The organism is Fulvimarina manganoxydans, assembly GCF_900176465.1.
Lineage (GTDB): Bacteria > Pseudomonadota > Alphaproteobacteria > Rhizobiales > Rhizobiaceae > Fulvimarina > Fulvimarina manganoxydans.
On the sequence record NZ_FWXR01000022.1, the window covers coordinates 57,097 to 81,937 of the forward strand.

A 24,841-nucleotide genomic window follows, 5' to 3' on the forward strand; every position below is an offset into this window, starting at 1 on the left:
TCGATGCTCGCTTCCCGTTTCGTCCGAACTTCCGGTGCCGACGAGATAGAGGCCTGAAGGCGACGACCAGTTGGCTAAGCCGACGGCCAAACGACTGCCCCCTAAGAGAACAGGCCCCTTCGCCCTCGCCGAACACAAAAGACCGAGCAAAGCGGCGGACCTTACGCGCGGCCCGCTCGTTCGTTCCGCCGGACGGTTCGCCGACCGCTGCAAGGCCAACCGCTAGACCCATTCACCAAACGGGAGGGCCCTCAATGGCCAGCCTCGACGCGGCGCGTTCAAGCGAGCCGCTCTCCCTTCGCCTCAGGCGCGGGCTCGGCAACGGCCGCGTGACCGCCGTCCTGATCCTTCTGCCGCCGGCGCTGATCCTTTTCACGCTCTTCGTCATCCTGCCTCTATCGGAATCGGGCTATTACGCCTTCTTCAACTGGAACGGCTACGGCTCGCCGACCGACTATGTCGGGGTGGAGAATTTCGAGCGCATTGTCGGCCATTCGATCTTCCAGACCGCGGTCGGCAACACGCTGAAGATTGTCCTGATCTCGCTCTTCATCCAGATGCCGCTGGCGCTCGTGCTAGCGCTTCTGATCTATCGCAAGACGCCGACCAACGCCGTCTTCCGGCTGATCTTCTTCGTCCCCTATATTCTTGCCGAGGTCGCGGCCGGTCTCATCTGGAGCTTCGTCTTCGACGGCAATTACGGGGTTTCGGCCTCGATCGCGGCCGCCATCGGCAGCGAGCCCTATTTCCTTCTCGCCGATCGGGACTGGGCCTTCGTCGCGGTCATGACCGTCATCGTCTGGAAGTATTTCGGCTTCCATATGATGATCTATATCGCCGCCCTGCAGGGCGTGCCCGAAGACCTCATCGAGGCGGCGCGCATCGAGGGGGCGAGCCGCACCCAGATCGTGCGTTATGTCCAGGTGCCGCAGATCAAGCCGGCCCTCATCGTCAGCGCCTTCTTCGCGATCATCGGCGCCCTGCAGGTCTTCGACATCATCATTCCGCTCACCAATGGCGGACCGTCGAACCAGACCCACACCATCGTCACCTATCTCTACACCTTCGGCCTGACACGCCTGAATATCGGCTTCGGCAGCGCCGTCGGCGTCATCCTCTTCATCGCCGCCGTCACCGTCGCGGTCTTCTATCAGCGCTTCTTCATGAAACGGGGGGCCGTCGCATGAGCCGCGCCCAGCTTATCCGCAACATCGCGAGGGTCGCCTTTCTCTGCCTCGTCGCGAGCTTCGTTCTCGCGCCGATGCTCGCGACCGTCCTCGGCGGCTTCAAGACCAATGCCGAGATCCGCACGGGGGCGCTTGCCCTGCCCGAGACGTGGAACCTCGAATTCTACGCCTCGATCGCCGAGGATCCGATGTTCTGGCGCTATCTCCTGAACTCGCTCCTCATCTCGATCGGCTGCGTCCTTCTCACCCTCTTCGTCGGGGCGGCCGCCGCTTACGTCTTTGCGCAGATCCGCTTCTTCGGCTCGCGGATGCTGTTTTCCTATCTTCTCCTCGGCCTGATGTTTCCCTTCGCGACGGCGATCCTGCCGCTCTTCATCAAGGTCCGTGATCTCGGCCTTCTTGACACCTACTGGGCCGTCATCCTGCCGCAGACCGCCTTCGGCCTGTCGCTCGCGATCCTCCTTTTCCGCACCTTCTTCGAGCAGCTGCCGAAGGATTTGTTCGAGGCCGCCTATCTCGATGGCTGCGGCTATGTGCGGTTCTTCTTCCGCTTCACCCTGCCCCTCTCGACGCCGATCCTAGCGACCGTCGGGGTCTTCGTCTTCGTCCAGAGCTGGAACAACTTTCTCCTGCCTCTGGTCGTCCTCAATTCGCGCGAGGCCTTCACCTGGCCGCTCGGCATGATGCAGTTCCGGGGCGAATACGTCACCCAATGGAACCGGACGCTCGCCTTCGTGACGCTGAGCATCCTGCCGGCCATCGTCTTCTTCCTCGCCGCCCAGAAATACATCGTCGCCGGCCTGACCGGTGGCGCCGTCAAGGGATGACCACCGCCACAATGACCATGATCCAGAACCCGATCCTGCCCGGCTTCAACCCCGATCCCTCGATCGTCCGGGTGGGTGAGGACTATTTCATCGCGACCTCCACCTTCGAATGGTATCCGGGCGTCCAGATCCATCATTCCCGCGATCTCGAGAACTGGCGCCTCGTCAAACGCCCGCTCGATCGCGCCAGCCAGCTCGACATGCGCGGCGATCCGGATTCGGGCGGCGTCTGGGCGCCGTGCCTCACCCATTCCGACGGCCTGTTCTGGCTGATCTATACGGATGTGAAACGGCGTGACGGGGGGTTCAAGGACACCCACAACTATCTGGTGACCGCCCCTTCCATCGAAGGGCCCTGGTCCGATCCCGTCTATCTCAACTCGTCCGGCTTCGACCCCTCGCTGTTTCACGACGAGGACGGCCGCAAATGGCTGGTCAATATGATCTGGGACCACAACCATGTGGCGCCGGGCGACCGCTTCGTCGGCATCGCGATGCAGGAATATGACCCCAAGGCCGAGCGTCTGACCGGGCCGATCCGCAACATCTATCGCGGCACGCCCTCCAAATTCACCGAAGGTCCGCATCTGTATCGCCGCGACGGCTGGTACTGGCTCTTAACGGCGGAAGGCGGCACCGGCTACGACCACGCCGTCACCATCGCCCGCTCCAAGAGGCTCGAAGGGCCTTACGAGACCGATCCGCGCCAGCATGTGCTGACGGCGAAGGGAACCGAAGGCACGCTCCAGCGCGCCGGCCATGCGGACATCGTCGAGACGGCCGATGGCGACTTCTACATGGTCCATCTCTGCTCCCGGCCTTTGTCGCTCACCGACAATCGCCGCTCGCCGCTCGGCCGCGAAACGGCGATCCAGAAGCTCGAATGGCCGGCCGGCGAGTTTCCGCGTCTCGCCCATGGCGGAACGGCCCCGGCCGATCGGGTGGAGGCGCCCAAGCTTGCCGAACATCGCTTCGACCCGCCGCCTGCACGCACCGATTTTGCCTCCCCTGACCTGCCCCTCGCCTTCCAATGGCTGCGCACGCCGGAGCCGGGCCGGCTCTTCTCCCTCACCGAGCGACAAGGCGCCTTGCGGCTGTTCGGGCGCGAAAGCCCCGGCTCGGCCTTCGAACATGCGCTGATTGCCCGGCGACAGACCGACTTCGCCTTCGCCGCCGAGACGCAAACCGATGTGGAACCGGGGGACTATCAGCAGCTCGCCGGGCTGATCTCCTGGTATGGCCGCGACAAGTTCCACTATCTGGCGGTCTCCGCCGACGAGGCCGGCAACCGGCTTTTGACGGTCTATAGCTGCGCCGGCGATTTCCCCCTCGCGCGGCTCACCTTTCCGCTGGAAAGCCCGATCGCGCTGCCTCCTACGGGCGTCGTCCGGCTCGGCTGCGACGTCGACCGGGCCGACTTGCGCTTCCGCTACGCGCTCGGCGACAGCCAGGACTGGACCACTCTTCCCATCGTTCTCGACCAATCGGCGATCTCCGACGAGGCCGGGAGCGGCGAAGGCGCGAACTTCACCGGCGCCTTTATCGGCATGGCCGCCCATGACACCTCGGGCCGCGGCCGGCCGGCCGATTTCCTGTCATTTTCCTACGAGGCGCGCTGATGGCCGATGTTCGATTGGAAGGGATCACCAAGCGCTTCGGCAGCCTGACGGTCATCCCGGACCTTCATCTGACTGTCCCGGACGGTTCTTTCACGGTCCTGGTCGGCCCGTCCGGCTGCGGCAAGTCCACGCTTCTGCGCATCATCTCCGGTCTCGAGAACCCGTCGAGCGGACGCATTGCGATCGGCGGAAAGGACGTCACCAAGACCGAGCCGTCCCAGCGCGGCATCTCCATGGTATTTCAGTCCTATGCGCTCTATCCGCATATGACGGTCGCCCAGAACATCGATTTCGGCCTGCGGCTCGCCAAGACGCCCACGGTCGAGCGCGAGGCGCGTGTCGCGGAAGCTGCCCGCATCCTGGCGCTGGACGACTATCTCGACCGCAAGCCGGCGCAGCTTTCGGGCGGCCAGCGCCAGCGCGTGGCGATCGGCCGCTCGATCGTGCGCAAGCCCGAGGTCTTCCTCTTCGACGAGCCGCTCTCCAATCTCGATGCGGCTTTGCGCACCCAGATGCGGGTGGAACTCGCCCAGCTTCATCAGTCGATCGACGCGACGATGATCTACGTCACCCACGACCAGGTCGAGGCGATGACGCTGGCCGACCGGATCGTGGTCATGAACAAGGGGCGCATCGAGCAGGTCGGCGCGCCGATGGACCTTTATGACAGGCCGGAAACGGTCTTCGTCGCCGGCTTCATCGGCTCGCCGAAGATGAATTTCGTCAAGGGCGCGGCGATCGGGCACGAGGAGGCCGAGACCGTCGGCTTCCGGCCCGAACATGTGACGGTCTCGGACGGCGGCGAGGGCTTCGAGGCTCACACCAAGGTGGTCGAGACGCTCGGCGCCGACACCATCGCCTATGTGGAGGCCGACAGGCTCGGCGAACTGACCGTCAGGCTTCCAGGCCATATCCGCCTGAAGGCGGGCGAGACCTTAAGGCTCGCGCCGCAGGACGAATATCTTCACTTCTTCGATCAGAACGGACAGCGAATGGAGGTCTCCCGATGAGACGTTTGGGCATCGGCGTGATCGGCTGCGGCGTGATCAGCGAAATCTATTGCAGCAATATTCCGCGCTTCTCCAATCTCGCTCTGCGGGCGGTCGCCGATATGAGGGCCGAGGCAGCCCGGGCCAAGGGTAAGGCCCATGGCGTCCCAGCGGTCAGCGTCGACGAGCTTCTGGCGCGCGAGGACGTGGATATTGTCCTCAATCTCACAGTGCCTCAGGCCCATGTGGAGGTCGGCCTTGCCGCGATCGCGGCCGGCAAGCACGTCTATTCGGAAAAGCCGCTCGCGGGGAGCGTCGCCGAGGCGCAGCGCCTGGTGGAGGCGGCCGAAAAGGCCGGGCTTCGCATCGGCTCGGCTCCCGATACCTTTCTCGGCGGGGCCCATCAGAGCGCCCGCGCGCTTCTCGACGAGGGGCGGATCGGCACGCCGACGGCGGGAACCGCGACCTTGATGCTCGCCGGCCATGAGCGCTGGCATCCCAATCCCGACTTTTATTATGCCGGGCCGGGCGCTGGGCCGCTGATGGATATGGGCCCCTATTACATCACCGCGATGGTCCATTGCCTCGGCCCCGTCGCCAGGGTCTTTGCCCGAGGCGCCAAGGGACGCAGCGAGCGCGTCATCGCGACGGGCCCGCGCGCCGGGGAAGCCGTGCCGGTTGAGACCCCGACCCATATCACCGGCATCTTGGAATTTCACAGCGGCGCCCTCGTCCAGATCGCGACGAGCTTCGACGTGCGCGCCCATCTCCACACGCCGCTCGAACTCTACGGCACCGAGGGCTCGCTCGCGATTCCCGATCCGAACCGCTTCGACGGCACGGTCCGCCTGTTTGAGAGCGAATGGCGGGACCAGCCGACCACCCATGCCTTTGGCGACGACAATTGGCGCGGCCTCGGCCTTGCCGATATGGCGGCGGCGATCAGCGAGAACCGGCCGCACCGCGCCAATGGCGACCTCGCCTTGCATGTGCTCGACGTCATGGAGTCGGCGCTCAGATCCGTCGAGACCGGGCAGATGGAAACCCTTCGAACCGATTGCGTCCGGCCCGAGCCGATGGCGCGCGAGACCACACTGACAGAACAGGACGCGGCATGAGCCAGACCAACAAGACGGCCCTCATCTTCTATGGCGGCTGGGAGGGTCACGAGCCCGAAGCGACCTCGAAGATCGTCGAGACGATGCTCGCGGACGAAGGCTTCGTGGTGACGCGCGTCGCCGGCACGGACATCCTCTCCGATGGCGGTCTCGAGCGCTTCGACCTCATCGTGCCGATGATGACCCAGGTCGAGGTCGCCAAGGACGGGCTCAGCCATCTCGTCGCGGCGATCGAGGCGGGAACGGGTCTCGGCGGCTTTCACGGCGGCATGGGCGATGCCTTCCGCAAGGAGCCCGCCTATCAGTTCATGACCGGCGGCCAATGGGTCGCCCATCCCGGCAATATCATCGATTACCGGGTCGAGATCACCAAGCCGGACGATCCCCTGGTCGAAGGCATTGGCGACTTCGACTACCACTCGGAGCAATATTATCTCCATGTGGATCCCGGCATCGAGGTGCTGGCGACGACGATCTTCAGCGGCGAGCATGCCCCCTGGACCAAGGGAACCGTCATGCCCGTCGTCTGGAAGCATCGCTATGGACGGGGCCGTGTCTTCTACTCTGCCCTCGGTCACGTGGCCGCCGAGTTCGACGCGCCGCAGATGAAGGAAATCCTGCGCCGAGGCCTCGTCTGGGCCGCAAGTTGCGACTGAGCGCAGTCGAGGAACAACCTATTCGGCGTGTCTTACTCGGACGGGGCGATAAAGGAGCACCCTCGCCCAAGGGCGAAGCCGGAGCAGGATGTCGAATTCGGCCGCATTCGCCGTCAGCAGCGTCAAGCCGAACTTTTCCGCCTGCAGGAACAAGGCGCAGTCGTTGAGCGCCTTGGCCCGATCGTTCTTGGCATAGCCCTGCGTTCGGGCGAGGATGCCGGCAAGGACGGCGGCCGCCCCATGACGTCGGCATCCGGCACGAACAGGCGATGCCTCGGCATCGCCTCGACGATCCGTTTTATGGCGGCCTTCACATTCGGCATGCGCGGATCGTCTTCGCTGAGGAAGCCGATCGCGAAGATCAATTCTTGGACCGCGACCATCAAATGGTTCACAATGCGAATATCGGCTAGGCGGTCGACGGCGTCGGGCGCCGTTCCCTTCATCTGATCGAGATAGACACAGGTATCGAGAAGCAGCGGACCACCCGCAAAAGCCGTGTGCCCCAGAAAAGGCAGTGCGTCGTCACGGCGCCGGGCGAGCGTTCGGCCGGGATCGATCCGCTTGACGCGCTCGGCCGCAGCGAAGTCGAAGGCCACGGCGTCAGAGGCCGAAGTCGATCTCGGGATCGACCGTCCCGCGAACCTCATGAAACGCGTCCGCAAATTTGTCTTCGAGGGCGATGGTGGCCAATGCGAATTCGAGAAGTTCGGTATCCGAGGTGATGCCCGTCGCGGTCTTCGCCTTGTCGATCAGTTCGCGGCTCACCCGCCCCGCAATGCGTCCATCCTTGGCAAGGGTCAGGCCGTCTTCGGCAGCCGCCGTGAGGACGGCCTCCACCATCCGGCCGGACTTCAGCGACGGGACGACCATTTCGGATCGCAGATTTTCGCGGCCGCCTCTCTTCATGTCGCTCACCTTTAGGATGCCCCATGATGGGAAGTCGCGAACCCGCCCCTCACATACATAGGGGGCGATGCGGAACGCCGTCAGTAGCCAAGCGATGCCCCCTGAGCATGCTGCATCCGCGTTCAACAATTTGCTTTCATCGTTTAACATGACGATCTTCGGAGCGCGTTCAATCGAAAAGCGTGGGGCGCAAGAGGCGGGCAAGAGCAAGGAATGCTGCGAGCCTATCCTGTTTGCCTGCGACCCGACGAGCGATCCTCCCTTTGCCCGCTCCCACACGCGGCTTGACGGCTATCCTTTTCGTCGGGGGCGCCCTGCGACGTTCCTCGCTCGATCCCGTTCTTTGAAGAACGAGAACGACAGGCAAGAGCGAGGTTTCGTCTTGGCAAGTGGCAATGAACCGAACCCGGACACCGCGCGTGGCTGGTACACGATCTTCGGCAAGCGGGGCTCCCGGCCGTGGGGGCGGATGTTTCTCATCATCGGCGCCTTCATTCTCGTCGGCGGCCTTCTGGCCTTCGCCTTTTCCTGATTGAAAGGGATGAAGGGCCGAGCAGGGCCGACCATCCTTGGAGAGCTGACGCGATAGGCCTCAAGCAACGCCCGGATGCAGAAGCGGTCGGAGAAGCGGGTTCGGAAAACGCCGCTCCACCGTCACCGCATAGAAGGTCTCGGCGATATCGGGCAGTCGGGCAGCCTCGACGAGGAGCCCCGTCTCGATCTCGTCCTTGACGACGATAGGCGGGAGCACCGCCAGCCCCACATCTTCGCGCGCCAGAAGACGCATCATCGCCATATCCTCCACCTCGGCCGCGATCTGCGGGCGAAGGCCGAGCCGGTCGATCAGCGCGTCGAAGCCCGCACGCACGCCGCTATCGGCCGTGGGGAGGATGACCGGATGCGCGCTCAGACGCTCCGCAAGGTCCTTGGCCCCATCCGCCAGCCGTCTCGGCGTGCCGATCAGGCTGACCGGCTGTTCGGCCAGGCGATGGCTGACATAGGGGGTCAGCGCATCGCGCGGCGGCGCCTGATTGACGAGGGCAACGTCGAGGCTGAGCGCTTCCAGCGAGCGCAGGAGTTCGGCTGTTCCCCCTGAGCGCAGAACGAGTTCGATATCCGTGCGGCCGAGAAGCGGCTTCAAGAAGGCGATCTGGAAATTGCGGGACAGGGTCGCCAGCGCGCCGACCCGAAGCGCCTGACGGCTGGAGCCGGTCTCGCTGAGCGTGCTCAAAAGCTCCTCGCCCACGGCGAAGATCGTGTCGGCATGGTCGAGCGCGATGCGGCCGGCCTCGGTCAGATGCAAACCCCGGCCGCGTCGCTCGAACAAGGCATGACCGATCTGCTCCTCGAGCTTGCGGATCTGCACCGACAGGGCCGATTGGGTGAGATTCAGCCGCTCGGCCGTGCGCGTGAGATTGCCGTCATGGGCGACAAACCAGAAGTAGCGCAGGTGATTATAATTCAGTCCGCTCATGATCGTTCGATCATAGCGAATGATAGATGCGAAACAATGCATTTTATTTCGTGGGTCAGCGACGCTATTTCGCACTGCAATGTGTCTGAACCCGTTGCCCAAGGAGCGCTGCCATGTCCCTTGATCTCCTGCCGCTCGCGGCCCCTCTGCCGCTTCTGATCGCCGCCGCGATCGCCTTTCGCCGGCCGGGACGCCGCCCCCATCTCGTGCCGGGCCTGAGCGAGGCGGCGGGGCTGGCGGCCTTCGTCGTGACCGGTCTCGCCTGTGTCCTTCTGCTTGCAAGAGGCCCCGGCACCAGCCCGCTGATTGGCGTCGGCGGCATAGGGCTGTCGGCCCGTCTCGATGCCGTCAGCGTGGCGATGCTCCTCCTTGTCGGCTTCGTCGGCTGGATCGTCCTTCGTTATGCCCGAACCTATCTCGACGGCGAGGCGCGCCAGGGGCTCTTCATGGGCTGGCTCTTAACGGCGATCGCCTCGGTCCTTCTCCTCGTCCAGGCCGGCAATCTCGTCCAGCTGGTGATCGCCTGGATCGCCACGAGCTATTGCCTCCACAAGCTTCTCGTCTTCTATCCCGAGCGGGCGACGGCCCAGCGCGCGGCCCGCAAGAAGAGCCTGTTCTCAGGCCTCGGCGCGGCATCGCTCGTCGGCGCCGCGGCACTTCTCGCCATCACCTTCGAAACGACGGATATCGCGACGATCAACGCCGCCGCCCGTGCCGGCGGGTTGGACGGCTCCGCCCTTACCGCCGCCGTTCTTCTGGCCATCGCCGCCTTGTTGAAATCGGCACAGTTTCCGACCCATGGTTGGCTGACCGAAGTCATGGAGGCGCCGACGCCCGTCTCCGCCCTTCTCCATGCCGGGGTGATCAATGGCGGCGGCTTCCTGCTCGTCCGCTTCGCCGACGTCATGGTGGGCGCGCCCGGCGTTCTCGGCATGCTGGCGATCATCGGCGGCTTCACGGCGCTGTTCGGCGCGTTGGTGATGCTCACCCAGCCGGCGGTGAAGACATCGCTCGCCTGGTCGACCGTCGCGCAGATGGGCTTCATGATCCTGCAATGCGGTCTGGCGCTCTTCCCCCTCGCCCTTCTCCACATCCTCGCCCACTCGCTCTACAAGGCCCATGCCTTCCTCTCATCAGGCGGCGCGGTCGAACAGGTCGCCTCGATCCGGCGGCCGGGACCGATCGCCATTCCGAGCTGGGCCGCGGTCGGCCGGGCCTTTCTCGTGGCGCTCGTCATCTACGGGGCGATCGGCGCTCTCTTCGGCCTCGCCTTCGGCTTCGAGCACAAGTCGGCGCAAGCGCTGGCGCTGGGCGCGATCCTGATCTTCGGCGTCGCCTATCTTCTGGCCCAAGGCCTCGCCGATCAGGCGCCGCGCCTTCTGACGCGCCGGACCATGCTCTATTCGGGCTTAGCGGCGATCGCCTATTTCGCCCTTCAGCGGCTCGCCGAATGGCTGACGAGCGGAGCCTTGCCGGCAACGCCCGCGCCGGGACGCCTGGAATGGACGCTGATGACGCTCGCCGTCGTAAGCTTCGGCCTCGTCGCGGTCGCACAGGCGCTCTTCCCCCTCTGGTCCTCTCATCCAGCCGCCGCGGGCCTCAGGGTTCATCTCTCCAACGGTCTTTACGTCAACGCCGCGCTCGACCGCATGCTGGGCGGATGGGCGCTCCGCAAATCCTCGTAAGGGTCGAAAGGAAAGGACAAATCCATGCTGACGATCGCCGAGACCGCCTCGCCCTTCGACACCAAGACCATCCTCGATGCGGCCGACAGGGCCGGCCGCGCCATCCCGCCGCTCTGGCCGCTCGCCTCCAGCGTCGCCGTCAATCCGTTTCTCGGCCAGACGGGGGAGAGGCTCGAGGCCACCGCCGCCCGGCTGCGGCGTGTCGCCGGGACGCGCGCGACCATGCCGCGCAATTGGTATGCGGACCGGATCGACGCCGGTGAGATCGCCGATGCCGATCTTGCCGCGGCGCTCGAGGCCGCCCCGCCGGCCATACGCCCGGCGAGCCTCGCCGCCCTGAAGCAGGCGGCACGGATCGAGCTGCCCGAGCCGATCGCCCTGCCGACCCTGGCGGATCTCGCCGGAGAGGCGTCCGGCATCGACTGGCCGGGCTTTGTCGCCGAGCGCTTCGGCCATTGGGCGGCAGGTTATTTCGATCAGGGTCAAGCGCTTTGGGAAATGCCCCGCGCCAACGGCGCCTATCTGAGCTGGCGAGCGAGCGCCATTCATGATCTGACCCCCGAGATCGCCGGCCTCAAGGGCTTTGCCGCAAGCGTCGCCGCGACGCCGGAAACGGCCGCCGAAGCGATTGCCACTGCGGTCGAACACCTCGGCCTTCGCGAAGACGCGCTGGAGGCCTACTTCCATCGGCTCCTGACGAGCCTCGGCGGCTGGGCGCAGGCAGCGCGCTACCGGCTTTGGCAGGCCGAGCTGGCGGGAACGTCCGACACGAGCCTTACCGAGCTTCTCGCCATTCGGCTTGTTTTCGAGGTTGCGCTTCTCAGGCACTATCGCGACGACATCGCGAGACGCTGGCGCGCCGTCGCCGACGGCTTTGCCAAGCCTATTCTGCCAACCCCGGACGACCATATCGACGCGATCCTTCAAGAGGCGGCGGAACGAGCCTCCCAACGCCGGCTCGCCGCTCGCTTTGCCGAAGCCGCCTCGAAGCACCCCGGTGTCTCGGCCCCGTCCGCAGGGCGGCCAGCCCTGCAGATGGCCTTCTGCATCGATGTACGTTCGGAGGTGTTTCGCCGGTCCCTGGAAAGCCTCGATCCGGCGATCCAGACCCTCGGCTTCGCCGGCTTCTTTGGGCTGCGGGTCGATCACCATCGCTTTGCCTCCGATGTGGTGGAGGCGCGTCTCCCGGTGCTTCTGAACGCCGCGCTCGAGACGAGAGCGGGCGCGCCGACCGCCGAGATGGAAAACAAGGATCACGCCAAGCGGATCGCCTTGCGGGCCAAGCGCGCCTGGGGCCGGTTCAAGCTCGCGGCCATCTCCTCCTTCGCCTTCGTCGAAGCCACCGGGCCGGTCTATGTGGGTAAGCTCCTGCGCGACGGTTTGGGGCTGAAGGCCGACGGGCGGTCGGAGGATCCGCAGCCGCGTTTCGATCCGGAACTCGATCTCGAAACGAAGGTGGCGACGGCCGCGACGGTGCTGAACGCCATGTCGCTGACCGGCGGCTTTGCCCGGTTGGTGGTCCTGGCCGGCCATGGGGCGAGCGTCGTCAACAATCCCCATCACAGCGCGCTTCATTGCGGCGCTTGCGGCGGCTATTCGGGCGAGGTCAATGCGCGGCTTCTGGCCGGCCTCCTCAACGATCGCGCGGTTCGGGAGGAACTCGCCCGGCGCGGGATCGCGATCCCCGCCGACACGCTGTTCCTGGGCGCGCGGCACGATACGACGACCGACGGCGTGACGCTCTATGCCGAGGACCACGTCTCGCGCGACCATGCCAAGGATATCGACCGGGTCAAAGGCTGGCTGGAGGCGGCCGGCGCGCTCGCCCGGACCGAGCGCTCGCACCGCCTGCCGGGCGCCGACACGAGCGAAGCGGTGATGGCCCGGGCGCGCGACTGGGCCCAGTTGCGGCCGGAATGGGGACTTGCGGGCTGCGAGGCCTTCATCGCCGCGCCGCGTGCCCGCACGTCGAGCCTCGATCTCGGCGGCCGCGCCTTTCTCCACGATTACGATTGGCGGCGGGACGACGGCTTCGGCGTTCTCGAACTGATCCTGACTGCGCCGGTCGTCGTCGCGAGCTGGATCAGCCTGCAATATTACGGCTCGACCGTCGCCCCCGAGATCTTTGGAGCGGGCAACAAGCTTCTCCACAATGTCACCGGCGGGATCGGCGTTGTGGAGGGCAATGGCGGGCTGCTCAGAGGAGGGCTGCCTTGGCAGTCGGTCCATAATGGCGAGGACTTCGTCCACGAACCCTTGCGCCTGTCGGTCCTGGTCGAGGCCCCACGCGAGGAGATCACCGCGATCCTCGAACGCCATCCTGAGGTGCGCGCCTTGTTCGACAACAAATGGCTCCACCTCTTTGCCCTCGACGAGGCGGGGCGCTTGGCCTTTCGCTATGACGGCAATTTGGGCTGGGAGGACGCGACGGCGAACAAGGCAGAGCGCAAAGAGGCGGCCTGACGTCCTAGAAGGGCCGGCTGGACACACCTCGCCGGCCCTCGATCACTTCTCCCAATTGCTGCCGATCGGCTCGCGATCGAGCTCTTTCAGATCGTCGACGATGTCCTCGGCCTCTTCCTTATCGTCGCTATTGGCCCTTTCAGGTCGATCGATGGCGCTGGGCGTCGTCGTCAAAGCGAGCTTGAAGAGGATCGGGAAATGATCCGAGCCGATATGCTCGCGCCGATCCATCGAGACGAGCGAGAAGTGATCGTCATGAAACAGATGGTCGAGCGGCCAGCGCATCAGCGGATAGCGGGCATCGAAGGTGTTGTAGAAGCCGCGGCCGACGCGCGGGTCCAAGAGGTTCGACAGACGCTGGAAGAGCCGCGTCGTGTGGGACCAGGCGACGTCGTTGAGATCGCCGCAGACGATGGAGGGCATGCCGTCGTCCACGACGATGTGCGCCACCTTGACGAGTTCGGCATCGCGCCCGGCGGAGTCGGCATTGGGCACCGGCGGTTCGGGATGGACGCAATAGAGCCGGAAATGGCGCCCATTGCGCAGCTTCACGGTGACGAGGAAGGACGGGACCTTGTCCATCGCCAGGAAATGCACCTCCACGTCGTCGAAGGGCAGGCGCGAGAAGAGGATCATCCCATAAGAGTTGTCGTAAGGGCGCGAGACCACATGGGGGTGGCTTTCCCGCAAAGGCTCCAGCCCCTTCGCCCAGCCCTCGTCGGTTTCCATGAACAGGGCGAGATCCGGGTCCGCCTTCTTCGCCATGGCGAGCGCCCGGCCATAGTCGCGGTTCGACATCTTCACATTGGACGACAGGATCGAGACCGTGTTCGGCCCATTCGGATCGCCGCCATAACGCTGGGACTGGCGCCGGCCGAGCGGCGAGAACTTCGCCACCCAGAAGCCTTGCGCCGCTGCGATGATGAGAAAGGCGACGACGAGGCCCCACCGCCAGCCGGCCTCTGGCACGAGGACGCCTGCCGCGAGGGCGAGCAGGACCGAAAGCACCAGCATCTGCAGACGCGGAAACTCGAAGATGCGCACCGCGCCATGGATGATGCGCGTATAGGGAAGGGCCGTCGCGATCAGAAGAAGACCGGCGAGGACGGCGAGAATAATGGTTGCGATGCTCAAAGCATGCCCCCTTTTGCCAAGGTCTCGCGCAAAGTCTCGGTCGACGAGCTGCGTGAGCCGGGCGATGAAGAATGGCCGGAATGACGAAGCGGTGCCAGCATCGAAGGACATCCCGTTCGGCGGTTCGAAGGCGGCGGTTCGTTTGCTCAGCTAGGCGAAGGCATGAAAACGTCCATTGAACTTATGAAAATCGGCGCATGGGGCCGGTCAAAGCTCTTCCGCCCCGAAGTTTCGAAGATCCGATCCTGTTCCGTCATGAGCGGCCGACGGAATTTGACATTTCGCCCGGATTGATGTTTGTCGGCCCCAAATCCCGCGACCTTTGTCCGCGAGCCACCGACCGGGCCCCTCGTTCTGCTTGAACCGCAGATGAGACGAGCCGCCCGGAGGTCAACATCCGCCAGCGAGTTTCGCTCGCGGATGCCATACCGCTTTGGGCCATCGGTCTTTCGGGCGCGGGTTCGACCCACCACCTTTCGTGTGAGCGATGCGAAGGGATCGGAAGGAAGACGATGTTTGATTCACTCCAGGACCGCCTCGGGTCCATCCTGAATGGCCTCACGGGCCGCGGCGCACTTTCCGAAAAGGATGTGAGCGCGGCGCTGCGCGAGGTTCGTCGGGCTCTCCTGGAAGCCGACGTCGCGCTGGAAGTGGTGCGTAGCTTCACGGACCGGGTCCGCGAAAAGGCGGTCGGCGCCGAAATCCTGAAGTCGATCAAGCCCGGCCAGATGGTCGTCAAGATCGTCCATGACGAGCTCGTGGCGATGCTCGGCGAAACCCAGGTGCCGATCGACCTCAACGCGCCCGCTCCCGTCACGCTGATGATGGTCGGCCTTCAGGGCTCGGGTAAGACGACGACCACCGGCAAGATCGCCAAGCGGCTGAAGGAGCGTCAGAACAAGAAGGTTCTGATGGCCTCGCTCGACACGCGCCGGCCGGCCGCTCAGGAACAGCTGAAGGTGCTGGGCGAGCAGACCGGCGTCGACACGCTGCCGATCATCGCCGGCCAGGGACCGGTCGAGATCGCGAGCCGGGCCCATCAGGCGGCGCGCCTCGGCGGCTATGACGTCGTCATTCTCGACACCGCCGGCCGCACCCATATCGACGAGCCGCTCATGATCGAGATGGCCGACATCAAGGCGAAGGCGAACCCGCACGAGATTCTTCTCGTCGCCGACAGCCTGACCGGCCAGGACGCGGTCAATCTCGCTCGCTCCTTCGACGAGCGCGTCGGCGTCACCGGCATCGTGCTCACCCGCGTCGACGGCGACGGGCGCGGCGGCGCCGCGCTCTCCATGCGCGCCGTCACCGGCAAGCCGATCAAGCTGATCGGCGTCGGCGAGAAGATGGATGCGCTGGAGGACTTCCATCCCTCCCGTATCGCCGATCGCATTCTGGGCATGGGCGACATCGTCTCGCTGGTCGAAAAGGCCGCCCAGACCATCGACGCGGAAAAAGCCGCGGCGATGGCCAAGCGCATGCAGGCCGGCAAGTTCGATCTCGACGATCTCGCCGGTCAGATCCGTCAGATGCAGGGCATGGGCGGAATGGGCGGCATGATGGGCCTGATGCCCGGCATGGGCAAGATGAAGGACCAGATGGCCGCCGCCGGCCTCGACGATAAGATGTTGAAGCGCCAGCTCGCCATCATCTCCTCGATGACGGCCCATGAGCGCGCCAATCCCGACATCCTCAAGCACAGCCGCAAGAAGCGTATCGCGGCCGGCTCCGGCACCACCTCCGCCGACATCAACAAGCTGCTCAAGATGCACCGCCAGATGGCCGACATGATGAAGGCCATGGGCAAGGGCAAAGGCGGCGGCATGATGAAGCAGATGATGGGGGGTCTTGCCGGCAAGATGGGGCTCGGCGGCATGGGCGGAATGCCCGGCGGCATGCCGGACCTGTCCAAGATGGACCCCAAGCAGCTCGAGCAGATGGCGAAGGCCATGCAGCAGGGCGGCGGTGCCGGCATGCCCAATATGCCCCCCGGCCTTGGCGGCCCTGGCGGATTGCCGGGCTTGCCCGGCTCCGGTGGCGTGCCTGGGTTTCCCGGTTTGCCGGGGAAGAAGAAATAGGACCGCTCGATCAGAGACGATCCTGAGACCTGAGACGGACGCGGGCGAGAGACACAAGAAGGCCCGCGCCGACACACCTTAAGACAGAAGGAAGACTTAGACATGCCCGTGAAACTTCGCCTCGCCCGTGCCGGCTCGAAGAAGCGCCCCTACTACCACATCGTCGCCGCCGACGTTCGCGCGCCGCGCGATGGCCGCTTCATCGAGCAGCTCGGCTCCTGGAACCCGATGCTGCCGAAGGACGCCCAGCGCGTGACGCTCAACGAAGAGCGCATCAAGCATTGGCTGTCCAACGGCGCGACGCCGACCGACCGCGTCCTGCGCTTCCTCGACCAGGCGGGTATCGTCAACCGCCCGGCTCGCAGCAACCCGACCAAGGGTCTGCCGGGCAAGAAGGCCCAGGAGCGTGAAGCCGAGCGCAAGCAGCGCGAGGAAGAGGCCGCGGCCGCAGCCGCCGAGGCCGCCAACGCACCGGCCGAAGAGGCAGCTGCCGAGTAAATTCGGCGATCGGCCTGACGCGCTGCTTTCGAAGGGCCTTCGCTTGCGCAACGGACGATATGCCTGCGCGCGGCTGGAGCGGTCCTTCAAGAGCCTTTTGCAACGATCATTGATCGCAACCCGCAAGACGCGATCTCCGACCACCGAAAGTTAGCGTTAAGGCTTAAAAAGCATTATGCAGCCTTGGGGGCGGCGTCTGTCGGCGTCGCCCCTTTGTCGTATGAGGCCCGCCCTCAGCTTCCAAGGCCCGTTTTCCATGACCAACGCCCTTGCTACAACTTTAAAGCGGTATGCCCCCGAAGAGGCCGATGAGATCGCCAAAGGCGTCTTCGATCTCGCGCCCGTTCCGCTCTGGCTGGAAGACTATAGCGGCGTGAAGCGATTGCTCGACCGATGCCGGGCCGAGGGCGTGACCGATCTGAAGCGCCATTTGTTGGAGCACCCAGAGCTTGTCGAGGAAGCGGCAGGGTCGATCCGGCTTCTGGCCGTCAACGCCAAGACACTCGAGCTCTTCGAGGCCGAGAGCTTCGATACGCTGCAGGAAAACCTGTCCAGCGTGTTTTCCGGCGACATGTTCCAGACCCATGCCGGCGAGCTGGTCCAGCTCTTCGAGGGGCGAAACGGTTTCGAGAGCCTGGCGATCAACTATACGCTGAGCGGACGACGGCTCGACGTTCAGGTCAAGGCGCGCATCCTACCGAAGGGCCAAGAGGATTGGAGCCGGCTTCTCATCTCGACCGAGGACGTGACCGAACGGGAGGAGGCGGTCCGGGGTCTTGCGTCCAGCGAATCCTTTTCGCGCGGCCTCTTCGAACATTCGCCCGTCTCCCTCTGGGTCGAGGACTTTAGTGCGGTCAAGACGCTGATCGACGATGTGCGCCTGCGAGGCGTTACCGATTTTCGGACCTTCGTCGATGTTCATCCCGAATTCGTCGAACGCTGCATGAGCGAAATCCGGGTCATCGACATCAATCAGCACACGCTGGACCTCTTCGCCGCGCCCGACAAGGCAACGCTCCTGGCGCATCTGTCGGACGTCTTCCGTGACGACATGACCCCGCATTTCAAGGAACAGCTGATCGACTTGTGGGAGGGCAAGCTCTTCCACAGCCGGGAAGTGGTCAATTATGCCCTCGGCGGGGAGATGCTCCATGTCCATATGCAGTTCTCGGTGTTTCCCGGCCATGAGCGTGACTGGTCGCTGGTGCAGGTGGCCCTGACCGACATCACGGCGCGCAAGAAGGCCGAGGCCTATCTCGAATATCTCGGCAAGCACGACATCCTGACCAAGCTTAACAACCGCTCCTATTTCGACGACGAGCTCAACCGCCTGGAACGGCGCGGGCCGATGCCGGTGACGATCATCGCGGCCGATCTCAACGGGCTGAAGGACACCAATGACACGCTCGGCCATGCGGCCGGCGACGCGCTTCTGCGCCGGGCGGGCGAGGTCTTGCGTGAAGCCGTGCAGCGGCCGGCGACCGCCGCCCGCATCGGTGGCGACGAATTCGTCGTCATCCTCCCGGCTGCGGGCGAGGCTGAGGGACGTTCGATGATGACGGCGATCGAGGAGTTGGTCGAGGTCAACAACCAGTTCTATGGCGGCGGCCACCTCTCCCTATCGATGGGTCTCGCCACCGTGGGCGATGGCGAGCGGCTGGAAGACACCGTCAAGCGCGCCGACGCCCAGATGTATGAAGCCAAGCGCGCCTATTATCTGGAGCCCAAGCACGAAAGACGGCGCAATCGCACGACGCCACGCGTGTGAGCATTGGCAGCGGGCCTACAAAACGCGCCCCACCGCACGCCCGATCACGCGATGATCATCTCAGATCCGAGATCGGCTAAGGTCTGACCCCGCAGAATCAGCTCCGTGTAACCGAAATCGAAGTGAAGGCCATCGGCCTCCTGTCGCGCCAGCGAGAGGAACGACTGGCCATCGCCGGCGAAATTGAGAAGCTGGATCAGATCCTCTTCCACATCCGAGAGCCGAAAATCCTCGACGATCACGCATCCCGCGCCGGCGGCGTCGAAGACGAAGACGTCGTCGCCGAGCCCGCCATTCAGGAGATCGTTTCCCCCACCGCCAGAGAGGACGTCGGCGCCTTCGGCCCCATAGAGGAAGTCGTTGCCGCCACCGCCCGCCAGTCTGTCATTGCCGGTTCCGCCATGAAGCACATCCGAACGCCACGTGCCTGACAAAACGTCGTCGCCGGCAAGGCCGAAGACCAAGGAGCCGCTCAAGTGATCGTCGCCACCCGTTCCCTGGCGGCTGCTCGTGAAGGCGACGTCGCGATCGAGAAAGTCGAGCCAGCCGCTATAGCTGCGGTCTTCGAGCCTGTTATCGGCAATGTCGTAATGGCGGTCGAGATGGAGCGGCCCGGCAGCCAGGAAAGTGACGCGCTCGATGCCAGACGCGATGTCGATGCCATAATCTTGAGAGACAAAGGCGATCGTCCCGTCGCCGAGCCGGGTCACGGTCCAGTCGCTCATATCGCCCTGGAGCTGCAGCGTGTCGAGACCCCGCCCCCCTTCCACGCGGTCGGCGCCTGTCCCAGTCTGGAAGATATCGTTTCCGGCAAAGCCTTCGAAATAGTCGTTACCCCCCTTGCCGGCGAGACGGTCGTCGAAATCCGTGCCGATTAGAAAGGCGGAATCGCCGCAATGGTTAGGGTTGGAGGCCGCGGTGTCCTTGTCCTCGACAAAGATCGTGGAGCGTTGCAGCGCCGATAGATTGGAGACGATGACGAGACTGTCGCGCTCGGTGAATTCGTAAAAGCTCGAGGCGGCGATGCGCTCGATCGAATTGACGAGAAGACCCTGGACATGGGCCGACCAGCCGCCAGGAATGTTATACAAAGCGAAGGGGCCATAGGGCCAAGCCGGATTCGCATAGTCGTCGCTGAAGAGGATCAGGTTATCGGTCGAGGATTCAAGGCTGTAATCCTGGCCAATCAGACCCGGCGCGTTTTCGAGCGCGTCCTGCAAGGATCCGGCGTCCCCGGCCGCCCGATGGACGATGTCGTTCTCATAGCCGATATTGAGGACACGGTCGCCCTCGTCATAGATCTCCGGCACGGCATGGGCGATATAGCTGCTATTTGCGAAGAAGCCGCCTGCAAGACTGTCGGCATATTCGGCCATGATGTTGGTGTAGGCCGCGCCGAGCGAATAGCCGGTGACGAGGACGTCGCTCGCATCGACACCCTTGGCTATCGCGTAATCGCGGACTGCCGCGAGAATCGGCTCCATGTTTGGGGCGATCTCTCCGCTATTGAGTTGGGTATAATCGGGAAGATCGAGGAGCGAATTCGTCCCTGCAAAAGTCACCGACAGGCGCGTGACGGCGCCGCTCTCGTCGCGCTGTTCGAGAATTTGGGCTTGGGCGCCGGAATAGAGACGGCCGGTGATCGGACTTTCGATAATGTAGTAGCCGTCGAAGTCGCGGGCGCTTTCCGGCAGACCCAGCGCGGCCGGCTGGATAGCCGACCAGCCGCGCGGCAACTCCGCCGAAATGGCGTTCGCGGTAAGCCCGGCCGGCAGAAGGCTGCCCAGCGTGTTGATCCCCCGATCGAGATCGATCCCATAAAGTTTGTCGAATTGGACCTGGACCGCCAGCTTGAAAGTCGTCAGGGCCAGCTCGGTCGACTGTGCCGTGCTGTAGCCTTTATAATCGAACATCGCCATGAATTGCCTCCCAACTCGTTTTCCCATTTTGTTTCGAGCATTAGGGACAATATCGAACGTTTACGTCAAGTGCTGATTGCATTCGATCGCGATCAGGGTTCGGCGCTTGCGCTAGCCGGCGATCCTCGGATATGGCCGACCCTCACGATACCGCTGGTTCACACGGCCGATCTATGATCCTCCAATCCCCTGTCCTTCTTGCCGTCATCGGCGGCGCGCATGGCATTCGCGGCGAGTGCCGGGTCAAATCCTTCACCGAAGACCCTCAGGCCTTCGCGTCCTATGGGCCGCTCTACGACAAGGCGGGCCAGCGCTACACGGTGATGGCGGCCCGCCTGCAAAAGGCCATGCTCTTGGTGCGCTTCGCCGAAGTGAGCGACCGGACCCATGCCGAAAGGCTGAACGGGACGGAGCTTTTCGTCGATCGCTCCGTCCTGCCGGAAACGGAGGAAGAGGACGAGTTCTATCTCGACGATCTCATCGGCCTCTTCGCGCGCCAGGTCTCGGGCGAGCCCATCGGCGAGGTGGTCGCCGTCCACAACTTCGGGGCCGGCGATATTCTGGAGATCGAGCCGGCGAGCGGGCAGACCGTCATGATCCCCTTTTCCGAAGCCGCCGTCCCCGAAATTGATATCGAGGACGGTTTCATCCTCGTCGAGCCCTATGCGGCCGGTCTCGCGTCAATCGAGGAGCCCGAAGAAGAGGAGAATGGGGGCGAGGCGCAGGAGAGCCTTGATGAGCTGAACAGCGATGCGGGCAACGATGATTGACGGAGAGGACGCGCCGCGTCATGCCGGCAGACAAACCCCTGGGCGCACCAGCGGGAGAGACTTGCGCGGCTCCATTGGGCATCGATCGGCGTCGCCGAAAGTGCACCCACCGGCATTCGCGATAAACGCAAAGGATCATCCATGGTCATCGTCTCCGGCACACTCCGTCTTCTCGCAGACGATCTGCCCAAAGTGCGGGTCGCGGCGGCAACCGTCATTGCCGCGACGCGCGCCGAAGCCGGCTGCATCGTTTATTCTTTTGCCGAAGATCTCCTCGAGCCTGGCCTCATCCGCATCTATGAGGAATGGGAGAGCCGCGAGGCCTTGAGCGCCCATGGCCGCTCGCCCCACATCGCCACCTGGCAAGAGACGCTGCGCACCGTCACCGTTCTTGGCCGCGATCTCGACGTGACCGAGGCCGGCGCGCGCGAAAAGCTTGGTTGAGACGCAAGCGAGCCCATTGATCCATGCCTTTTGCCGCGACCATCCTCACCCTCTATCCGGACATGTTTCCGGGGCCCTTGGGCGTCTCGCTGGCGGGCAAGGCGCTGTCGCGTGGGGACTGGTCGCTCGAGACCGTCCAGATCCGTAACTTCGGTCGCGGCAAGCATCGCCTGGTTGACGACACGCCGGCGGGCGGCGGGGCGGGCATGGTCATGCGCCCCGATGTCGTCGCCGAAGCGATAGACCATGCGGCGCCCGAGGGCGACAAGCGGCCGAGGCTGATGATGAGCCCGCGCGGGCGCCCGCTCGACCAGGATTTTGTGCGCGGCCTCGCCGACGGTCCTGGCGCGGTCATCCTGTGCGGCCGCTTCGAGGGCGTCGACGAGCGGGTCATCGAGGCGCGCGGGCTCACCGAAATCTCGATCGGAGATTATGTGCTTTCAGGCGGAGAAATCGCCGCGCTGGTTCTTCTCGATGCGGTGGTTCGCCTCCTTCCCGGCGTCATGGGCAATGCGCTGTCGGGCACCCATGAGAGTTTCGAGGACGGGCTTTTAGAGCATCCGCATTATACGCGGCCGGCCGAATGGGAGGGGCGGATGATTCCGCCCGTTCTCACCTCCGGCGACCATGGCGCGGTGGAGCGCTGGCGCCGGACGGAAGCAGAGCGCCTGACGGCCGAGCGACGGCCGGACCTTCTGCGCCGTTGAGGGGCGCCGCCCCCGCAAATTCGCAAAGGTGGATCATCGCTTCCGGCGATGGCCGATTCCACGGGTTTTGGCGAGGTTCGTGTCGCTCCAAGGACTTGCGAGGCCGAAACGGGCTGACCATATTTTTACCGCCCGGAGGGAAGCGACCCGTCGGGCCCCTGTGAGATCGACAAGGTTTGTTCTTGAGGAGGATGCTTTGAACGCCGTTGATTTCGCCTCGCCCCTATTCGTGCGCACCAGCCGCAGTCTCGTCCAGGAAATCGCCTCGACCGCTGACGCGATCGATTTCCTGCTGGGTTGGACGGAAACCCGGCACGACATCCTGGCCGAAACGGTGCTGCGCGCCTGCTATGACGTTCAGCTTGGCCGCAAACCGGTGTCCGTCGTCGAAAAGGGTTTTAGCCAATTCGCTCGGCGGGCTGGCATTTTAGAGGATTCGATCAAGGTCATGCCCTGGATCGCGGCAGGCCGTCAAAATGGAGGCCATGTGCCGGCCTAAGGCAGGGATGCGGGGTCGATCGGCTTTCGGCCGTCGACCCCTTTTCGGGTGATCACAACATGGTTGTCCCTGCCTATTCGGTCGCCATTGCCCCACATGGCGGTCGATGAACCATCCGTCGAAACACTCTCATACGAAATCCGTTTGATCGCTTCGCGATACAGATCTCCAAGCCGCTCAAACGCCGCGCGGGCTTTGATACGGGATTAGCCTGAATCAGCCGAATCCCGTATCAGGCCGCGAGCGACGTCTCGGCCCAGTGGCGCGAAGGGGCTCGGCGTTCGGCTTCCACAAGCCGGAACCGGCCGAGAAGCTCGGAGAGTTCGTTGCTCTGGCCAACGAGATTGTGACAGGCGGCCGACGCCTCCTCGACCATGGTGGCGTTCTGCTGGGTCCCATGATCGATCGCGCCGATCGCGACATTGATCTCGGCAAGCCCCATATGTTGCGACTGACTGGCCTCGACGATCGTCTGGATATTGGTCTGGAGCGAGGTGATCCCCGTCGCGATCAGGCCGAGCGCGTTTCCGGCCTTGCCCACCAGATCGACGCCGTTGCGAACCTGATTTCCTGAGCGTTCGATGAGATCCTTGATTGTCTTGGCGGCGTTCGATGAGCGCTGCGCCAGTTCTCGAACCTCTTGAGCCACGACGGCAAAGCCGCGTCCCGCCTCTCCGGCCCGTGCCGCCTCGATGCCGGCATTGAGCGCCAACAGATTGGTCTGGAAGGCGATCTCCTCGATCATGTCGATGATCCGGCCGATCTCCTTGGAGGAGGCCGCGATCGCATCCATGGCGCTGACCGCGTCGCGAACCACCACCTCTGAGTCCTTGGCCTGGCGATGGGCGCTGTCGACGACGTCTCCGGCGTCACGCGCCCGCTCGGCCGTGGTGGCGACCGCCCGAGTCAGCTCTTCCGTCGTCGCGGCCGTCTGCTCGACCGCCGCGGCCTGCTGCTCGGTGCGTCTCGCCAGATCGTCGGAGGCAACGCGGATCTCGGCTGTCGCCCCATCGATGACGCTTGCCGCTTCCTGAACCTGCCCGAGCGCGGCGGACAGGGTTTCCAAAGAGCGATTGAAATTGTCGCGCAACGTGTCGAGCTCCGATCCAAAGGGCCGCGTCAGCCGCAGGCTCAAATCGCCATCGGCCAGCCGTTCCAGCCCGTCGCCGATCTCGGCCACGGCCCGAACGCGGGGGGTGACGTCGGTCGCGTATTTGACGATCTTCGAGACCTTGCCTTCCAGGTCGAAGATCGGATTGTACGAGGCTTGGACGAAGACCTCGCGCCCACCTTTGCCGACGCGCTTATATTCGGCTGAGAAGAACTCGCCCTCACCCAGACGCCGCCAGAAATCGGCATAGCTCGGCGAACGCACATAATCCGGTTCGCAGAACATCCGGTGATGCTGTCCGACGATCTCGGAGAGCTCGTAACCGAGCGTCTTGAGGAAATTCTCGTTGGCGCTGAGAATGGTCCCATCGACGGTGAATTCGATGACCGCCTGGGCGCGGCCGATCGCATCGAGTTTCGCATCGGCCTCGATCGAGCGTATCCGCGTCTCGGTGATATCGCTGGCGATCTTCACGACCTTCAAGACGCGCCCGCGACGATCGAGAATGGGATTATAGGAGGCTTCGATAAAGATCGGAGCACCGCTCTTGGCGATGCGCAGATAGCGGCCCGTGGCGAATTCACCCTTGGCCAGCTTCGCCCAGAAGGCCTTGTATTCCGCGCTCTCACGTTCCGTTTCGGAGACGAAGATCGCATGGTGACGGCCAATGATCTCGGATGCCGCATAGCCGACGGCCCGGCAGAAATTCTCATTGGCCGAAAGGATCGTTCCGTCCGGCTTGAATTCGATGATCGCCTGGGACCGCGAGAAGGCTTTAAGGACAAGATCGGCAACCGTCTTATCGGTCGAAAAGAAGGACATGGAGCACCCCCGCAATCGATGGATCATGAGTGATTTTTCAATCTCACTGATAAACCCCCGCCCTTGCGGAAACTTGAATCGTACGCGAACAATTGTGTCCATTGAGCTTGAAGAGGCGATCGTCGGATAAGACTTTGGAATCGGTCCGCGCCGTCTCCCCACGC

Annotated in this window: 22 protein-coding genes; 16 read left to right on the forward strand and 6 right to left on the reverse strand. The window is 64.0% G+C overall.

What is annotated here, in order from left to right; genetic code table 11:
- Positions 1 to 254 precede the first annotated feature (254 nt).
- Genes B9A15_RS18585 through B9A15_RS18610 form a run of 6 tightly spaced genes read left to right on the forward strand, consistent with a single transcriptional unit; the run spans position 255 to position 6,396 of the window.
- Complete coding sequence (locus B9A15_RS18585) at positions 255 to 1,187, forward strand: carbohydrate ABC transporter permease (RefSeq protein WP_084412029.1); 933 nt, start codon at positions 255 to 257, stop codon at positions 1,185 to 1,187.
- Entirely contained in the window at positions 1,184 to 2,014 is an 831-nt protein-coding gene (locus B9A15_RS18590; protein ID WP_084412030.1) for a carbohydrate ABC transporter permease, read from the forward strand. Before B9A15_RS18585 ends, B9A15_RS18590 begins: the two co-directional genes overlap by 4 nt.
- The gene (locus B9A15_RS18595) at positions 2,011 to 3,633 is read left to right on the forward strand and encodes a glycoside hydrolase family 43 protein (protein WP_244557031.1); all 1,623 of its coding nucleotides are present in this window, start codon (positions 2,011 to 2,013) and stop codon (positions 3,631 to 3,633) included. Before B9A15_RS18590 ends, B9A15_RS18595 begins: the two co-directional genes overlap by 4 nt.
- The gene (locus B9A15_RS18600) at positions 3,633 to 4,643 is read left to right on the forward strand and encodes an ABC transporter ATP-binding protein (RefSeq protein ID WP_084412031.1); all 1,011 of its coding nucleotides are present in this window, start codon (positions 3,633 to 3,635) and stop codon (positions 4,641 to 4,643) included. Before B9A15_RS18595 ends, B9A15_RS18600 begins: the two co-directional genes overlap by 1 nt.
- A complete protein-coding gene (locus B9A15_RS18605; RefSeq protein ID WP_084412032.1) occupies positions 4,640 to 5,740 on the forward strand; it encodes a Gfo/Idh/MocA family protein in 1,101 nt (366 codons plus the stop codon). Before B9A15_RS18600 ends, B9A15_RS18605 begins: the two co-directional genes overlap by 4 nt.
- Positions 5,737 to 6,396, forward strand: a complete 660-nt coding sequence (locus tag B9A15_RS18610) for a ThuA domain-containing protein (RefSeq protein WP_084412033.1) — start codon at positions 5,737 to 5,739, stop codon at positions 6,394 to 6,396. Before B9A15_RS18605 ends, B9A15_RS18610 begins: the two co-directional genes overlap by 4 nt.
- 122 nt (positions 6,397 to 6,518) lie before the next feature.
- On the opposite strand, the gene B9A15_RS18615 is transcribed toward B9A15_RS18610, so the two are convergent.
- Together B9A15_RS18615 and B9A15_RS18620 are read right to left on the reverse strand one after the other, a co-directional pair.
- The gene (locus B9A15_RS18615; protein ID WP_342170523.1) at positions 6,519 to 6,995 is read right to left on the reverse strand and encodes a hypothetical protein; all 477 of its coding nucleotides are present in this window, start codon (positions 6,993 to 6,995) and stop codon (positions 6,519 to 6,521) included.
- Between the two features lie 4 nt (positions 6,996 to 6,999).
- Positions 7,000 to 7,305, reverse strand: a complete 306-nt coding sequence (locus B9A15_RS18620) for a hypothetical protein (RefSeq protein ID WP_244557032.1) — start codon at positions 7,303 to 7,305, stop codon at positions 7,000 to 7,002.
- A 382-nt stretch (positions 7,306 to 7,687) separates the two neighbouring features.
- Between B9A15_RS18620 and B9A15_RS23055 the strand changes: the two genes are divergently transcribed.
- Positions 7,688 to 7,837, forward strand: a complete 150-nt coding sequence (locus B9A15_RS23055; RefSeq protein ID WP_170923362.1) for a hypothetical protein — start codon at positions 7,688 to 7,690, stop codon at positions 7,835 to 7,837.
- A 60-nt stretch (positions 7,838 to 7,897) separates the two neighbouring features.
- Here the strand turns inward: B9A15_RS23055 and B9A15_RS18630 are convergent, their stop codons facing one another.
- Positions 7,898 to 8,779, reverse strand: coding sequence for a LysR family transcriptional regulator (locus tag B9A15_RS18630; RefSeq protein ID WP_084412035.1), 882 nt, complete (start codon positions 8,777 to 8,779; stop codon positions 7,898 to 7,900).
- 113 nt (positions 8,780 to 8,892) lie between these two features.
- Here B9A15_RS18630 and B9A15_RS18635 point away from each other — a divergent pair, with 113 nt between their 5' ends.
- Complete coding sequence (locus B9A15_RS18635; RefSeq protein ID WP_084412036.1) at positions 8,893 to 10,464, forward strand: proton-conducting transporter transmembrane domain-containing protein; 1,572 nt, start codon at positions 8,893 to 8,895, stop codon at positions 10,462 to 10,464.
- Positions 10,465 to 10,488: 24 nt separating this feature from the next.
- Positions 10,489 to 12,927, forward strand: a complete 2,439-nt coding sequence (locus B9A15_RS18640; protein ID WP_084412037.1) for a YbcC family protein — start codon at positions 10,489 to 10,491, stop codon at positions 12,925 to 12,927.
- Positions 12,928 to 12,969: 42 nt separating this feature from the next.
- Here B9A15_RS18640 and B9A15_RS18645 read toward each other — a convergent pair whose 3' ends face one another.
- Positions 12,970 to 14,061, reverse strand: coding sequence for an endonuclease/exonuclease/phosphatase family protein (locus B9A15_RS18645; protein ID WP_170923363.1), 1,092 nt, complete (start codon positions 14,059 to 14,061; stop codon positions 12,970 to 12,972).
- Positions 14,062 to 14,573: 512 nt separating this feature from the next.
- On the opposite strand from B9A15_RS18645, the gene ffh reads away from it, so the two are divergent.
- The 3 genes from ffh (at position 14,574) to B9A15_RS18660 (ending at position 18,405) form a co-directional block, all read left to right on the forward strand.
- Complete coding sequence (ffh, locus tag B9A15_RS18650) at positions 14,574 to 16,139, forward strand: signal recognition particle protein (RefSeq protein ID WP_084412039.1); 1,566 nt, start codon at positions 14,574 to 14,576, stop codon at positions 16,137 to 16,139.
- Between the two features lie 102 nt (positions 16,140 to 16,241).
- Entirely contained in the window at positions 16,242 to 16,637 is a 396-nt protein-coding gene (gene rpsP, locus B9A15_RS18655; protein ID WP_084412040.1) for a 30S ribosomal protein S16, read from the forward strand.
- A gap of 256 nt (positions 16,638 to 16,893) precedes the next feature.
- Entirely contained in the window at positions 16,894 to 18,405 is a 1,512-nt protein-coding gene (locus B9A15_RS18660; protein ID WP_084412041.1) for a sensor domain-containing diguanylate cyclase, read from the forward strand.
- A 44-nt stretch (positions 18,406 to 18,449) separates the two neighbouring features.
- Here the strand turns inward: B9A15_RS18660 and B9A15_RS18665 are convergent, their stop codons facing one another.
- Positions 18,450 to 20,324 (reverse strand): calcium-binding protein, encoded by a 1,875-nt coding sequence (locus B9A15_RS18665; protein ID WP_084412042.1) that lies wholly within the window; start codon positions 20,322 to 20,324, stop codon positions 18,450 to 18,452.
- A gap of 173 nt (positions 20,325 to 20,497) precedes the next feature.
- On the opposite strand from B9A15_RS18665, the gene rimM reads away from it, so the two are divergent.
- The 4 genes from rimM to B9A15_RS18685 all read left to right on the forward strand — a co-directional run bounded on the left by rimM (position 20,498) and on the right by B9A15_RS18685 (position 22,744).
- Positions 20,498 to 21,094 carry a ribosome maturation factor RimM gene (gene rimM / locus B9A15_RS18670; protein ID WP_084412043.1) on the forward strand — a complete coding sequence of 199 codons (597 nt, stop codon included), beginning with the start codon at positions 20,498 to 20,500 and terminating at the stop codon, positions 21,092 to 21,094.
- Positions 21,095 to 21,235: 141 nt separating this feature from the next.
- Positions 21,236 to 21,538, forward strand: a complete 303-nt coding sequence (locus B9A15_RS18675; RefSeq protein WP_084412044.1) for a putative quinol monooxygenase — start codon at positions 21,236 to 21,238, stop codon at positions 21,536 to 21,538.
- A gap of 23 nt (positions 21,539 to 21,561) precedes the next feature.
- Positions 21,562 to 22,245 (forward strand): tRNA (guanosine(37)-N1)-methyltransferase TrmD, encoded by a 684-nt coding sequence (gene trmD / locus B9A15_RS18680; protein ID WP_084412045.1) that lies wholly within the window; start codon positions 21,562 to 21,564, stop codon positions 22,243 to 22,245.
- Between the two features lie 196 nt (positions 22,246 to 22,441).
- Complete coding sequence (locus B9A15_RS18685) at positions 22,442 to 22,744, forward strand: DUF982 domain-containing protein (RefSeq protein ID WP_084412046.1); 303 nt, start codon at positions 22,442 to 22,444, stop codon at positions 22,742 to 22,744.
- 232 nt (positions 22,745 to 22,976) lie between these two features.
- Here the strand turns inward: B9A15_RS18685 and B9A15_RS18690 are convergent, their stop codons facing one another.
- Positions 22,977 to 24,677, reverse strand: coding sequence for a methyl-accepting chemotaxis protein (locus B9A15_RS18690; RefSeq protein WP_084412047.1), 1,701 nt, complete (start codon positions 24,675 to 24,677; stop codon positions 22,977 to 22,979).
- Positions 24,678 to 24,841: the final 164 nt, after the last annotated feature.

Coding starts and splice junctions, on each gene's coding strand:
- B9A15_RS18605 (WP_084412032.1), top strand. CDS start 4,640: ATGAGACGTTTGGGCATCGGCGTGATCGGCTGCGGCGTGATCAGCGAA.
- B9A15_RS18640 (WP_084412037.1), top strand. CDS start 10,489: ATGCTGACGATCGCCGAGACCGCCTCGCCCTTCGACACCAAGACCATC.
- B9A15_RS18585 (WP_084412029.1), top strand. CDS start 255: ATGGCCAGCCTCGACGCGGCGCGTTCAAGCGAGCCGCTCTCCCTTCGC.
- rpsP (WP_084412040.1), top strand. CDS start 16,242: ATGCCCGTGAAACTTCGCCTCGCCCGTGCCGGCTCGAAGAAGCGCCCC.
- rimM (WP_084412043.1), top strand. CDS start 20,498: ATGATCCTCCAATCCCCTGTCCTTCTTGCCGTCATCGGCGGCGCGCAT.
- B9A15_RS18590 (WP_084412030.1), top strand. CDS start 1,184: ATGAGCCGCGCCCAGCTTATCCGCAACATCGCGAGGGTCGCCTTTCTC.
- B9A15_RS18620 (WP_244557032.1), bottom strand. CDS start 7,305: ATGAAGAGAGGCGGCCGCGAAAATCTGCGATCCGAAATGGTCGTCCCG.
- B9A15_RS18595 (WP_244557031.1), top strand. CDS start 2,011: ATGACCACCGCCACAATGACCATGATCCAGAACCCGATCCTGCCCGGC.
- B9A15_RS18675 (WP_084412044.1), top strand. CDS start 21,236: ATGGTCATCGTCTCCGGCACACTCCGTCTTCTCGCAGACGATCTGCCC.
- B9A15_RS18630 (WP_084412035.1), bottom strand. CDS start 8,779: ATGAGCGGACTGAATTATAATCACCTGCGCTACTTCTGGTTTGTCGCC.
- trmD (WP_084412045.1), top strand. CDS start 21,562: ATGCCTTTTGCCGCGACCATCCTCACCCTCTATCCGGACATGTTTCCG.
- B9A15_RS18660 (WP_084412041.1), top strand. CDS start 16,894: ATGACCAACGCCCTTGCTACAACTTTAAAGCGGTATGCCCCCGAAGAG.
- B9A15_RS18600 (WP_084412031.1), top strand. CDS start 3,633: ATGGCCGATGTTCGATTGGAAGGGATCACCAAGCGCTTCGGCAGCCTG.
- B9A15_RS18635 (WP_084412036.1), top strand. CDS start 8,893: ATGTCCCTTGATCTCCTGCCGCTCGCGGCCCCTCTGCCGCTTCTGATC.
- B9A15_RS18690 (WP_084412047.1), bottom strand. CDS start 24,677: ATGTCCTTCTTTTCGACCGATAAGACGGTTGCCGATCTTGTCCTTAAA.
- ffh (WP_084412039.1), top strand. CDS start 14,574: ATGTTTGATTCACTCCAGGACCGCCTCGGGTCCATCCTGAATGGCCTC.
- B9A15_RS18665 (WP_084412042.1), bottom strand. CDS start 20,324: ATGGCGATGTTCGATTATAAAGGCTACAGCACGGCACAGTCGACCGAG.
- B9A15_RS18610 (WP_084412033.1), top strand. CDS start 5,737: ATGAGCCAGACCAACAAGACGGCCCTCATCTTCTATGGCGGCTGGGAG.